The organism is Quyinboa sediminis, assembly GCF_042219855.1.
In the GTDB taxonomy this organism is placed as follows: Bacteria; Bacteroidota; Bacteroidia; order Bacteroidales; family UBA5342; genus JBHJHP01.
Genome location: NZ_JBHJHP010000002.1, coordinates 255,022 through 269,329 on the forward strand (window position 1 = coordinate 255,022; position 14,308 = coordinate 269,329).

A 14,308-nucleotide genomic window follows, 5' to 3' on the forward strand; every position below is an offset into this window, starting at 1 on the left:
TAATACAGCGATGAAAAAATTATTATTAGCATTTCTAACACTGGTTGTTTTAGTATCCTGTGAGCAATTAGATCCACGACCTATTCAGGATTTAACCACAGAGGATTTATGGAGTCATGCTACATATGGAGAAGGCATATTAACAACGGCATATATTAATCTGGAAACAAACTATAATATTGGACTTGAATATTATACCGATAATGCGGTCCCTTCACAACCCGGAGCAAACAGATTGGCACTGGGCAACTGGACAGTAGAGAACAACACAATTAGCGGCTGGGATGGGTTTTATGAAAATATTAAATATTTAAACCTGTTTCTGGAGAATGCCAAAGATCTATCTTATTTTGTAAGTGATACAGAAAAAGACTCTCTTTTTAACCATTACCGCTACGGTGAAGCATATTACCTGAGAGCATGGTACCAATGGAGACTACTTCAAAATTATGGTGGTTTTCCCAAAGATGGAAATATGGCACTGGGCTACCCTATTGTTACCAAAGCACTCAACGTAGATGACAATTTGGATCTTCCCCGAAATACATATGAAGAATGTGTTCAACAGATCATTGCGGATTGTGACACTGCATTTAATACAATTCCGCTTGATTATACTGACAGACGTGATCCTTATATAGGAAGGGCAAACAGAGGACGTGGTTCGGGTCTGGCTGCAAAAACATTAAAAGCACGGGTATATCTGTATGCAGCAAGCCCGGCATTTGGCAATTCGAATCCTGAAACCTGGTCCAGAGCTGCTGAAGCTGCAGCAGAGGCAATAGATGCTGCTGGTGGGTTAGCTGATCTCAGTTCTTACGGTAACTTCAATACAGGAACAAATTACGACTATATCTGGAGCTCTTCCACTGCATCACGAAACGATTGGGAGTACATGTACTATCCACCTTCTCTTTACGGACAGGGAGCTTGTAATCCATCCCAAAATCTTGTAGATGCATTTCCCGCCAGTGATGGTTACCCGATTAGTGAAAGCGCTGTATATGATCCTAATGATCCATATAATAACAGAGATTCCCGCCTTGATAAATTTATCTTTTATAATGGTGATGAGTATAAAGCCGGTGCCAATACTTACGTAATCGATACATATGTGGGTGGTGACGATGCTCCCGGCGGTATTAGCTTCCTGGGTACAAGAACAGGATATTATTTAAAGAAATTTCTGAGTGAAAAAGTCTCTTTAAATGTTGGTTCCGTTACCTCAGATTATAAATTTAAAGTTCTTCTGGGAAAAACTGAACTTTATTTAAACTTCGCTGAAGCAGCGAACGAAGCATTCGGCCCTTATGATGACAGATATGGTTTTTCAGCATTCGAGGTCATGGAAAAAATAAGATCCAGAGCATTAGGTTCCATTGATGATACTTACATGAAATCGCAGGCTGATGCTGGTAAAGATGCTTTCAGAGCATTTATTCATAACGAACGAAGAGTAGAACTTTGCTTTGAAGAACAACGATTCTGGGACTTAAGACGGTGGAACGAAGATCTGAATCATTCGGTTAAAGGTGTAAGTATTACGCAGGAAGGTTCCGGTTTCACATATGAATATACCACGGTAGAAAATCATGAATATAAAGATTATATGCGCTTTGTACCTCTTCCATATGATCAAACATTAATAATGACAAACCTGAAACAAAATCAGGGTTGGTAATTGATAAAAAAATAATACGATATAGTTATGAAGAACAGTTTAATATTACTACTCGCGATAATCCTGATGACAGGATGTTATGACGACTTCAGGGTGGATAATACATTTACAGGTGTGGCATTTTCGAGTGCTGACGGAGGATCAAATGTAGCGGGTGTTTTACACCGTACTGTTGTCAAGGATGAAGGATTGAAGCTGGACATGGGAATTAACCTTACCGGAGTACTGGATAATCAGAAAGAACGCTGGGCTCAGTTCGAAATTGATCCGGCTATTCTCAACGAGGATGCTTTCAGCGGTTTGGGTTATGAACTGATGCCGTCTGATTATTATACCCTGAGTAATACAAACAGGTTTGTCATTCCCGCAGGATCATATTTGGGGAAAGTTACTATAACCCTTGATTCAGCAAGATTTATCTCTGATCCTAAAGCGGTTAATCACATTTATGCTATTCCATTTCGTCTGACAGATACCTCTGAAGACTCAATCAATGCCAATCTTTCGACAAAAATTCTGGTCATTAAATACATCAATCATTACGAAGGTTCTTATGATCAGGAAGGAACCATAATTAGTTATGATGCTTCAGGTGCGGTCATTGATTCGGTTGAAGTCAGTAATGTGATCGCAATGACCACCGTTCGAGAAGATACCGTGGTTACAGACGGAATGTTAAACTCTACAGGTGCTGCATACCAGATGTTGATCCATGTTAATCCGGACAAGTCAGTGCTGACAGAAAATACTCCATCATCAGCAAATAATGCCATTACTCAAAATGGAACCTGTTCCTTTGATAAGACAAATTCGGTATTTACGCTAAATTATAAGGTTACAACCGGTTCTGGTTCATATAAAATTGCTTCAATGCAATTAACATGGAGGAACAGAATCAGGGACGGAATTAATGAATGGCGAAGATGATGCACGCTGGTTGGTTATCTAAATATTAATATTTTTCTCATAGAATGAATTAAACCGGGTGTATCCCGGTTTTTTTATTTATCATTAAAAGAATACCATGAAAATATCAAGAAAATACCTGGTTACACTTTGTTTGCTTGCAACTGTTCAATTATTTTCAGCACAGAATATGAAAAAAGCGGCTTTCTCAAACCGTTTTTTCACGCTTAAATACGAGAATTATGGTATAAGTCTATTACAAAATACAGTCGACGTATATCCAACAAACTACATCAATAATAACGGAATTCTGGGTAATATTTATATCCGTTATGTTTATGATAAAAAACCTGATTTCATTGATGCCCTTCATTCCGGTGAGACAGAATTTATTCTGGAAGGTAAGATACTTGAAAAAAGAGAAGTAACAACAGAACAGAGCAAACCGCTGAAATTATCCCAGTCATTTGAACTCAGAAATGATGAACTGGTATGGTTCATACACCTGAAAAATACCGGTAAAACTTCACTCAGGATAGAAGACCTTGCAATTCCGGTAGATTACAATCTTCCCTATGGTGAAAATCCTTCAGATATATTTGAAAATTCTGTAATTAAACATTCGTTTATCTCCGGCAATAACTCATATCTGTTCTTCGAGCGCCCAACCGGTTTAGCCCCATACCTTGTTATGTTACCTTTAAAAGGAACAGCAGCTGAATACTGGGAAGTTGGACCATTGGGTGATAGTAAAAAAAGAACCTACAATATTTACCTCCATTCATCTTTTACAGGAAACGAGGAGCTGCGGGGTACCTGGCGTCAAAATCACACATCCCGTTTGTTAGAACCGAATCAGGAGATAAGCTATGGGTTTAAGTTTAGATGGGCCGGGAGCTATGATGGGATACGCCAAATTCTTGTTGATGAAGATATGATCAATGTTGAGGTGATGCCGGGAATGACGGTTCCTACGGATCTTGACGTTAGACTGGCTCTTCAGACACATCAGATTATAAAGAATATTCAACCCGAATTTGGTGGCACCATGACAAAAATTGATACACTGGAACGGAGAAATGACGGCACAACTGTTTATAACATCAGATTTAGCCGTACCGGAGAAAATAAACTCACAGTAAACTATGGAGATGAATATAAGACCTACCTTGAATTTTTTGTGACTGAACCTTTGGAAACACTCTACAAAAAGCGTGCTGACTTTATAGTAAACTCACAGCAACATAAAGACACAACAAAGTGGTATGATGGCTTATTTGGAGTTTATGATATGAAAAATGCCATCCTGCGCGGACCCGATAATGCGGATTACTTTGATACCAGTCGTTTAAGTTATGTTTTAACCTGTGATGATCCGGGTTTATGCAAAGCACCCTTTCTGGCGTCAAAAAATGTGGTATTTCCAGTGGCTGAGGAAATCAATGCCATCGAATATTATATAGAAAATTTTGTATGGGGTGGCTTACAACGTACAGACAAGGAGTTGCCTTATCCATATGGAGTTTACGGTACCCCTGACTGGAATTATAACCGAAACAAAACTGAAGTACGGGAAGCAAACACAAAGGACCCGAATCGCTTTAAAATGCATGTGTGGCGTTCATACGACTATCCACACATTTTTATGCTTTACTATCACATGTACCAGATAGCTTCATTTTATCCTGAACTGACGCATTATCTGGATGCCGATGGGTACCTCATCAGGGCAAAGGAAACAGCTAAAGCATATTTTACTTATCCGTATGAAATCCTGCCCTGGTACGAGACCTATAAATGGGGTTGTTACAATGAACTGTTGATACCTGAACTTATCGATGTTCTTACGGCAAAGGGGTTCAAGGATGATGCCACATTTCTTCGCAACGAATGGGAGAAAAAAGTGAAGTATTTTATTTATGATGATCCTTATCCATTCAGATCAGAATATGCTGTAGATGCTACTGCCTTTGAGTCCAGCTATGCTTTGGCAAAGTATGGTGTATTAAACCAAATGGATCCTGATACATATCTATGGTATGATAAAAACCTTAAAAAATGGTACTCCCATCCAACCGTTTCAAGAAAGGATGCTAATGATTTTATGCTCCGACAACTTAATGCCAATATTGCACAGCGTGGGAATCTAGAACCTGCCTATTATTTTCTTGGTAGTGATTACCGTGGACGAAGCGATAAATACACCCTAAGTTATATGGCACAAATGGGCGGCTGGGCCATCCTGGATTATGCACTTAATTTCGCGCCTTCAGATGATGCCGCTTTACGTCTTGGCTATCAGTCATATCTTAGTTCATTCGCACTGATGAACACTGGTACTCCGGAATCAAATTATGGTTTCTGGTATCCGGGAAAAGAAAATGATGGGGCCAGTGGCTGGGCTTTTGAACCGCAGAATTACGCCAATACATGGATAAGAAAACCCCAGGGAAGAGGTCCCTGGTATTATGACGGAGAAATAGACCTGGGGTACTGCGGGGCATTAAGAACCGCTGCAACAATTGTAAAGCGTGATTCCGTTTTTGGTATAGTATCCTACGGTGGAAATTTACAGGAAAATGACACATGTTATGCCGTGATCCCTTCTGATGGTTTACGCCGGAAGTTTTTTTGCAGGCTGGAAAATATTAATTTTGATATCATTTTCTCAAGAGACGGTTTGTCCCCCGACAGTCCGGTTAAAATAAATAAAGATGGCTCCCTCATTGCCCTGGTGATTGAAAACAGGACGAATGACGACCATAATTCAAAAGTTAAAATAAACGGATTAAAAGGCCTTTACAAAGTCATCTCAAGCTCTGATTTCAATGGGGAAACAGATTTTAATCTTAATTCCGACCTTTTAATCCCTCTGCAATCTGATACAACTGTAGTTAAATTGATCAGAATTAAGGAATAAAGATGTCTTTTGTGACATCGGCTTTAAACCTTAGGCCATGGGAAATTAGAAAAACCCAGTTTCACCAGGACTGCAACATATAGAAACAAAAAGGCCGGAATTGATCCGGCCTTTATATTTTCTCTTCAATCATCTATTGCACCACAAGTTTATGAACTTCTGTAGCATCTTCTGTTTTAACCGACACAAAATAAAACCCTTTACTAAGCTTTTCCGGACAGGTGAGTGTAGTATTTGACGACGTATTTTTCATGGTCAACAATTTACCGTTAACATCAACCAGTTTAATCTCTGCCGGTGATGCCAGACTGTTTTCAAATCGAATATTAATATCCCTGTCCAATTGAACCGGGTTAGGGTATACTGATACTTTTTGGCGGGAATCTGCAAGCGGAATTTCCATATCCGTCGGAATCGTAATATTATTCAGCTTTGTGTTCCATCTGTACCATCTCACATTCCAGTGTGCCCTTTCCTTTACGCCTTCTCCAAGCCTTAAACGGTAGTCGAAATGTGCCGTACGGGTTTTCTCTCCTTCATAGATATAGTCAGTATTAGTCACCACTATAAATACAACATTATTAGCCGGTTTCTTTTCCAGTTTAAGACTGGTTTCACCGCCAAACACAGGCTGACCATACACCACAGAACCATCTTCGGCCCTGTAGCAAATCTGGCATCCCATATTTTTACCTATCGGTAAAAAGTCCACCTTTACAATGTCTCCTTCAGTTATAAGAGGCACTATATTAGCTCCTGACCATCCCGGTGTTGTTCTCTGTTCAGGTACAACCAACCCATCTTCATTAATCCACGTTTTGACATATGGGGTTGCTTTCCACACCTCGGGATTTAACCACGAAGGCTGCCATTCAGCTTTGATACTTACACCAAAATTATTATCAAGTAATTTTCTGGTTGCGGTTGTCCACTTACCAAAATCAACAAGCGCCTGTTTAGCTCTGTATTCCATGATCAGTCTTCGCATCTGATAATCTCCCAGTGTATCGGCTATACCTTCAAGCACCCTGTTTTCGCAATAGCGCCAGATCCAGGCCACACTATGATCTCCAAATATCTCACTGAACAGTGTTGGGAATAAATTTCCATACTGATTTCCACCCAATAGGTTTCGCCATGTACAAATCTGTTTTGATCCTTCAAACATATTCACACCCTCAGCTGAAGGGCCACCGAAACTGCCATCCTGCAGCCAGCCACTGTAACATTCTATTGGCATAAATGGTGCAATCATGGCACCTGCATTCAGGAATCCCATTGATGAATAGTTGCCGGATCTCCTGGATTCCATTTCCTGTTGCAACCATGTATTTCCCCCTTCGTGAAACCAGGCTGAATTCCTTGCTCCGGGCAAATCCGCCAGCAGGGAATGTATGCCTTCGTGTATCATGGCTCCCATCTGTCCTTCCCTGTCACCATACGGACATGCAGGGTCAAAAGAGTATACAGGGTAATATGATGCCAGTACCATCGGCCAGCTTTCACCCTGGAAATTTGTTGCCCCCTGCCATCCACCTAAAGCATTTGTATCAGCATTATCCGTACATAACCCGGAACCATAGAGGTATATACCACTCCTGTAACCGCGCTTAGCCCGTTTATCCGGTGGCCATCCCATCGTATCACGGAAATATGCAAAATCCTGATTGAAGCGCTCAAGCATCGGTGTTATGGCATTCTCAGTGACCAGACTACGGGCATTTGGTCCCCATACAAAGGTCCACCATCCTGATGACTGACGTCCGGCAAAATTATTACAGTCTTCCAGATCTTTGGTTGGCATCTCAAGTGATGGAAATTCATCTCTGAAATCATAATAGATCGGAGGATCATAAGCAGGCCAGGTATAGGCAGAACCATCGTTTGATGAACCAACAGTAACGTAAACCACAGATTCTGATATGGCACCACACTCATTAATATACATAGCAGTATATGTCCCCGACTGATTTGTTTGCATATCATCCAAACTCAGCACATTTCCGGACTCTGATAAACCATTGGGGCCACTCCAGAAATATTGCCCAACAGTTTGTTCTTCCGCAGTTAGGACAAGGTTATCACCAACAAGAATATTGGCAAAACCAGATTCACTGACAGCAGATCCATTAACATCAATGGAAAGACCAAAAGATGTGGCTTCACAATCACCTCCTGTCTGTCCAAAAACCTTCCATTCCAGAATTCCTGTAGCTGCTGGACTTTTCATTGTAATCCTTATACGCTGTGTCCAGACTCCTCCAATATACAATTGATTATACATGTTTAAAGCTGTTCCGATATTACCGGCACTGATCCATGAAACACCATTCCAGTATTCAATATAAGCATCATCCGGTTGAGCAATACCAACATCAGCTGTTGGATTGTCGTCCCACCAGTATACAGCTGTTGAAGAAACATTTACCGCATTAGTCCAATCATACTGAACCCAATTATAAATACCGTAATCGCCCTCCCCGTTCCAGTTGCCATAGGCAGTACCAGTTTTGGTGGAACTGGTGGGCTCTACTCCATCATTTACTGCTCCCAGAGTCTCCCATGGAGAAACATGCGAAGTAGTTATGGCTGCGTCCAGCGCAAGATTTACGGAGTCCTGCTGGGCAAAAATACCGCCGGTTATAAATAAACCGAGAAACAATCCGATAAATGTTTTCCTTTTTCTCATTTTTAATTTGTTTAGAACTCTCCCGACATTTAGTAAAAACGATACACTAAAAGCCAGCTAAAAGCATTAATTCATTAAATGGATCAAAATAAAACAGGATATATGATGAAAATTTAAGCATCCAGAAAGTCGGTATGTTTGCCGACTTCCTGGAGCATTCTTATTGCAATAATTTAAGCTATTATTATCTGACCACAACTTTCTGAGTGTAACGGTTACCGTTCACAGTTGCATCCATAATATAAATGCCATTATTAGAAACCGGAATCTCGATACGTTGTGCATCAATTGCTTTTGCACTGTAAACCATTGCTCCATCGATACTGTAAAGCTTAACGGAACCCATGGATTCACCAGAGTTATTTCTTACAATTACCCTGCTGTTTGTACTGTAAGAACTTACAGGTGAAGATGTAGAAACTTTCTTGATAGCTGAAGTTTCATCATAATCAATCAGTTTAAAATCATCAAATTTAACTGTTGCTGAATTCGTTGTATAAGTAGCAGAGTATAGTCCTACCTGTAAATCCTTTCCTTCAACTTCCGGTTTTACTGCGGTATAAATTTCATACCAGATTTCACCATCAGCACTGTAATATCCTATGAATTCATTTCCGTATTTCTCAAGTTTAATGTAAGGATAACTGGCAATGGAAACCGGGTTGGCTGAGTCATCGTCCTTAATCCAGTTTTCCTCAGCCATACCTTCAGCAGGGAAGATATCACGCACTCCGTAAATAGCACCCCAATCATAAATATCAAAGGCCTGTACCAGTACATAAGTCGTTTCATCTTTTACCTTAACCATTAAACCAGGCATAAAGTATTCAACCAAAGCTTCAAGGCCGAAAGACAGAAAGTCTCCATCGACAATTTTTACACTCATTTCAAAGTCGGCACCGGACTTAATATTTCTATACAAAAGAGCACCATTATCTGCAACTGTTGACCATGCGGTTCTTGCTGAAGTATATGTTAATACTCCTGGATCATCGTTTGTATTTAACACACTTAATTCAGCAGCACCCATTCCTGTACTTCCTAAAACAGTATCATTTAATAAAATCCCCTGCCAGATAGTACCATCAAAACCATCAGTCAGATAGTCATGACCTGTACTGAAATCATCAGTATAAACTGTTCCATCCTGAGCAGATACAGTTCCAAAACTTACAAATGCTATGCATACGATAGCAACTAAAAATGTAAAATTCTTCATAATCATCAATTTTTAATTATACAATATAATCTATTTTACTTATGTTAAAATTGGTAAAATTGAATGATTCTGATCAATATGTATGTTGAAAATAGTAGTATAAATGTGCAATCAGTTGGTTTCAACCAATAGTCCCAACACGAATTAACACACTGACTTTAAGGTATTTTTAATATCCACTGCAATAAAACAGACCATATTATCAGGTTATTATTAAGAAAGCAATAAACAGAAAGAAGCGATCAGATCTCTGACCGCTTCTCTATGATAATACCGGAATATCCGGGAATCAATGGATTACCTCTTCATAAATTTTACAGATTCCACTGTTGATCCATCACTGAAATGAACGATATAAATACCATTTGTTATACTTTTCATATTTAATCTGACTGTTTCTGAACCAGAAACCTGCTTCGTGATAACCTTGGCACCATTAATGTTGTAAACTGACAAATAACCCGGTTTAACTGGTTTTGAGAATACAATATTTAATTCATCTCTCACAGGATTTATGATTTGCATAAGAGCCTCATTCGCTTCATCCGCCTGATCCAGACCTGTATCATCACTTATAGTCACTGCTATTTCCAGCATCTCAATCTTTTCATTCGCCATGAAACCGTAGTATACGGTATAAGTGTACGAAAGCATTGAATCCACATTATCGGGATACTGACCAATTGAAACATAGTCCAGATCCGTACTTTCATAATTTACAAATACTGATGCATTTGCGCCCCAGGCACCATATTTGGATTCCAGGTCATACCAGAATACATTATCTGTAGCAGTTATATCTGTAATACTTTCATCTGTATCGTATGTAACAACAGCTTCTATTTCACTCATTGCACTTATACCAAGATCGGATAAGATTTGTTCCACATCAAACTGTAATGGATCTGTAGAATAATCTGTTCTTGGTGGAACAGTAATCGCCAATGACTGGGTATCTACAACTATCGCTGTAATTTCTGGTGCATCAACAACAGATATATTGATAACAATTTTTTCTATTTTATCATTGGCAAGAAAACCTATCATTGTTTTTGCTGTTTCTCCTACATGCAGACTATCCGGGAACTGGCCAACACCTATCCGGTTATCTTCAAGCACACCGTAAGCTGTAAAGGCAACTCCTCCGCCGCCCCAGTTTGATACATAACCATTGCGTGCAGTCCAGAATCCATCATCTGCCGTGTAGCTGTCGGTGTAAGAACCATCTTCATTAAAGCCAATAACAGTTGCTTCACTGATATCTGTTATACCAAGATCTGTAAGGGTCTTGCTTAGATCGAATTCAACAGAATCAATGGCATAGGACGTATTGGGAACAACTTCCACACTTAAATTCTGTACAATCTCTGCTTCTCTTATGGTTACAGCTATCTCCAGCATTTCAATTTTATCGTTGGCCATAAAACCATAATAAACGGTATAAGTGTACGAAAGCATTGAATCCACATTGTCTGGATACTGACCTATTAAGACATGGCTCAGATCGGTATTTTCAAAATTCACAAATACTGAAGCATTTTCACCCCAGGCTCCATATTTGGATTCCAGATCGTACCAATACACATTACCTGTGGCTGTCATGTCTGTTATACTTTCGTCTGTATCATAAGTTACTACCGCCTCAACTTCAGTCATCGAAGCTATTCCAAGGTCACTTAATACCTGGTCCATATTAAAAGCCAGAAGATCGGTGGAATAATCTGTTCTCTGTGGAACGGTAATCGCCAATGACTGGGTATCTACAACTATCGCTGTAATTTCTGGTGCATCAACAACAGATATATTGATAACAATTTTTTCTATTTTATCATTGGCAAGAAAACCTATCATTGTTTTTGCTGTTTCTCCTACATGCAGACTATCCGGGAACTGGCCAACACCTATCCGGTTATCTTCAAGCACACCGTAAGCTGTAAAGGCAACTCCTCCGCCGCCCCAGTTTGATACATAACCATTGCGTGCAGTCCAGAATCCATCATCTGCCGTGTAGCTGTCGGTGTAAGAACCATCTTCATTAAAGCCAATAACAGTTGCTTCACTGATATCTGTTATACCAAGATCTGTAAGGGTCTTGCTTAGATCGAATTCAACAGAATCAATGGCATAGGACGTATTGGGAACAACCTCAACACTTAAATTTTGTGTGTCTATCACTGTGCCTGTCACCTGTGCCTGTGCACAAATCATGAATGTACTCAGCAGGAAAATAAGGGATTGAATTGTAAATTTTCTCATAATTATCAATTTTTGGTTAATAAAAAAATGTTACATTCAACGAAGTAGACAAATTAACTTTTGTCAGAACACCATGTATGTTGAAAATAGTAGCAGATATGTGCACAGTTTGATTTGATGAAATTCACCAATTCATTTAATCCTTTTTTTGTCATATAATGTCTTTTCCATTAAGCTGCAAATGCGATATTTGCCAACCATTTGACTTTAAAAAAAATGCATAAAAAAAGCGATCAGATTTCTGATCGCTTTAATATCTTATAACATCTTACCAACTTCCACCGGCTCCGCCGCCGCCACCCATGCCGCCGCCGAAACCGCCGAAACCGCCACCGCCGCCAAAGCCACTTCCACCTGAAAAGTTACCGAAAGATCCACCACTGCGTCCGCTTCCCATCATTCCCAGCAATAACCAGAAAGGAAGACTACTTCTGCGTCGACCTCCAAATTGTTGTGAATTATTTCTTCGGTTTGAGCCAATAATTACCAGAATGGCAATAATCAAAAACAGAATCCCTCCAATACCTCCACCGTTGCCAGTGTTTTTTCTGGCTTTCTCCAAATACTGGCTTCCGGTAAATTCACCGGTTGTCAGTCCTATGAGTGTATTTGTTGCTTTGTCGAGACCGCCGTAAATATTATCATCTTTAAAGAGTGGAATCATATCGTATTCCACTATCTTTTTAGCCAGAGCATCCGGAACCAGATGTTCAACACCATAACCTGTTGCAATATAAACCTGCCCTTTAGAGTCATAGGTCTTGGGTTTAACAACAATTACAATACCATTATCTTTCCCTTTAATTCCAACACCCCACTTCGTAAGTAACCGGGTTGCATAATCACTGATTTCATACCCATTCAGGTTGTTCGTGGTTACTATTGCAATCTGTGTAGATGATTCACTGTCGTATTGTACCAGTTTTTGTTCCAGTTTCTGTTGCTCTGCAGATGACAATATACCCGCAAAGTCAAAAACAATTTGCTTTTTATCCGGTTTGTCAGGAATACCGTCATTCTGAGACATTACGTTAAAATTGCCCAGAATGAAGATAAAACTGAAAAGCCAGATGAACGTTTTTAATTTGTTTGATTTATTTTCCAAAAGATATTTCATCTGATAATTCGTTTATGTCGTCTTTTGATACCGGGAAAAATATTTTTAATTTTTCGCCTGCCATTGTTATCGCTTTTTCAAGTCCTTCGGCATATTTACCTTCCTTAAATGCCTCCACCATTGCTTCTTTCGCATCTTCCCAGAAATTTTCAGGAACTTTACTGTTTATTCCGGCATCGCCAATTATGGCAAGTTTGCGATCGTTTGTGGCCAGATAGATGAGAACACCATTCCTGAGTTCTGTTTCATGCATTTTAAGCTTTTCAAACAAAGCTGCGGCACGATCCAGTACATCTTCCTTACAAGTACTGTCCAGATGAACCCTGATCTCGCCGGACGTTTTATTTTCTGCTTCGGCTATTGCGCTAACAATCCGCTTTTGTTGTTGTTCTGTTAAAAAACTTCGTGCTCCCATATTTAAAATTTTACTTCAGGTGCCTGAGATGCGCCTTCCTGTGCTGAAAAATATGGCCGTTTCTCCAAGCCTGCCATATTGGCAAAAAAGCTGCCCGGAAATGTTCTTATGGACGAATTAAAGTTTTGTGCGGCCTGATTAAACCTTCTGCGTTCTGTAGCAATTCTGTTTTCCGTTCCCTCAAGCTGGGCCTGTAGTTCCATAAAATTCTGGTTAGCTTTCAGCTCCGGATATCTTTCAACCACAACCATCAACCTGCTTAATGCAGATGATAACGCTTCCTGGTTTTGCTGAAACTGTGCCAGTTGACTGGCGCTCATATCATCGGCATTAATGTTAGTATTGGTCGCCTTGGCTCTGGCTTCCACAACGGCGGTCAGAGTCTCCTGCTCGTGTTCGGCATAACCTTTAACCGTATTTACCAGATTAGGTATTAAATCCATACGACGCTGATAAACATTCTCAACCTGTGCCCATTGGGCGGACACGGCTTCATCGGCAACTTTAAGTTTGTTGGTTCTGCCAACACCCCAGGAAACCACTATGAAAATAAAAACGACTACTGCGATAATAGCGATTAACGATTTTTTCATTTCTTAAGTTTTTAATTGTTTTAACTGCAATTTACAAGAATTATTCCAAATTACACCGTCAGTCAAAATGTCTCAGTCAACGTTATCCCCTTTAATACCGTAAATACAGACCGTATTTTTATTCGTTTAAAAAATGAATTGTTTCAACCAAACTTCAACAATCAAAATCTGAAGCTTAATTTTGTTACCTTTGCCTCAGATTGGTGTCTGGTTCATTTTCATGAACCGGATTAAAAGGGAACCCGGTGTAAATCCGGGACTGTTGCCGCAGCTGTAATCCCTGATGTGTTTCAGGCAATACTCGGCCACTTTTATCCTCCTTATCCACGAAGTATCGGGACGAAAGAGGATGTCTAACAAGACTTAACCATGTAGCATGAAGGGAAACCTCCTTCGCCAGGGCTACGGAGGTTAAAAAGGGAAGGCGCCTGAGACGGGAAAGTCAGAAGACCTGCCACTCGGATATTAATACATAAAGGTCGGGCAAACCTGCATGTATTATATTTAAAACA

At 39.9% G+C, this 14,308-nt stretch carries 9 protein-coding genes and 1 riboswitch; of the genes, 3 read left to right on the forward strand and 6 right to left on the reverse strand.

What is annotated here, in order from left to right; translation table 11 throughout:
• The first annotated feature begins 10 nt into the window (after positions 1 to 10).
• The 3 genes from ACE1EF_RS06255 (at position 11) to ACE1EF_RS06265 (ending at position 5,507) form a co-directional block, all read left to right on the forward strand.
• Positions 11 to 1,681 (forward strand): RagB/SusD family nutrient uptake outer membrane protein, encoded by a 1,671-nt coding sequence (locus ACE1EF_RS06255; RefSeq protein WP_375719772.1) that lies wholly within the window; start codon positions 11 to 13, stop codon positions 1,679 to 1,681.
• A gap of 27 nt (positions 1,682 to 1,708) precedes the next feature.
• Entirely contained in the window at positions 1,709 to 2,608 is a 900-nt protein-coding gene (locus ACE1EF_RS06260; protein ID WP_375719773.1) for a BT_3987 domain-containing protein, read from the forward strand.
• A gap of 97 nt (positions 2,609 to 2,705) precedes the next feature.
• A complete protein-coding gene (locus ACE1EF_RS06265; protein ID WP_375719774.1) occupies positions 2,706 to 5,507 on the forward strand; it encodes a DUF5695 domain-containing protein in 2,802 nt (933 codons plus the stop codon).
• 133 nt (positions 5,508 to 5,640) lie between these two features.
• On the opposite strand, the gene ACE1EF_RS06270 is transcribed toward ACE1EF_RS06265, so the two are convergent.
• The 6 genes from ACE1EF_RS06270 to ACE1EF_RS06295 all read right to left on the reverse strand — a co-directional run bounded on the left by ACE1EF_RS06270 (position 5,641) and on the right by ACE1EF_RS06295 (position 13,796).
• Positions 5,641 to 8,196 (reverse strand): T9SS type A sorting domain-containing protein, encoded by a 2,556-nt coding sequence (locus ACE1EF_RS06270; RefSeq protein WP_375719775.1) that lies wholly within the window; start codon positions 8,194 to 8,196, stop codon positions 5,641 to 5,643.
• Positions 8,197 to 8,380: 184 nt separating this feature from the next.
• Entirely contained in the window at positions 8,381 to 9,415 is a 1,035-nt protein-coding gene (locus ACE1EF_RS06275) for a T9SS type A sorting domain-containing protein (protein ID WP_375719776.1), read from the reverse strand.
• A 297-nt stretch (positions 9,416 to 9,712) separates the two neighbouring features.
• Positions 9,713 to 11,671 carry a DUF4859 domain-containing protein gene (locus ACE1EF_RS06280; protein ID WP_375719777.1) on the reverse strand — a complete coding sequence of 653 codons (1,959 nt, stop codon included), beginning with the start codon at positions 11,669 to 11,671 and terminating at the stop codon, positions 9,713 to 9,715.
• Positions 11,672 to 11,939: 268 nt separating this feature from the next.
• On the reverse strand, positions 11,940 to 12,788 hold the full coding sequence (locus tag ACE1EF_RS06285) for a TPM domain-containing protein (protein ID WP_375719778.1): 849 nt from the start codon (positions 12,786 to 12,788) through the stop codon (positions 11,940 to 11,942).
• Positions 12,766 to 13,203 (reverse strand): TPM domain-containing protein, encoded by a 438-nt coding sequence (locus tag ACE1EF_RS06290; protein WP_375719779.1) that lies wholly within the window; start codon positions 13,201 to 13,203, stop codon positions 12,766 to 12,768. The genes ACE1EF_RS06285 and ACE1EF_RS06290 overlap by 23 nt, the downstream gene beginning before the upstream one ends.
• Before the next feature lie 2 nt (positions 13,204 to 13,205).
• Positions 13,206 to 13,796, reverse strand: a complete 591-nt coding sequence (locus ACE1EF_RS06295) for a LemA family protein (protein ID WP_375719780.1) — start codon at positions 13,794 to 13,796, stop codon at positions 13,206 to 13,208.
• A gap of 184 nt (positions 13,797 to 13,980) precedes the next feature.
• A riboswitch (cobalamin riboswitch) is annotated at positions 13,981 to 14,269 on the forward strand.
• Positions 14,270 to 14,308 lie beyond the last annotated feature (39 nt).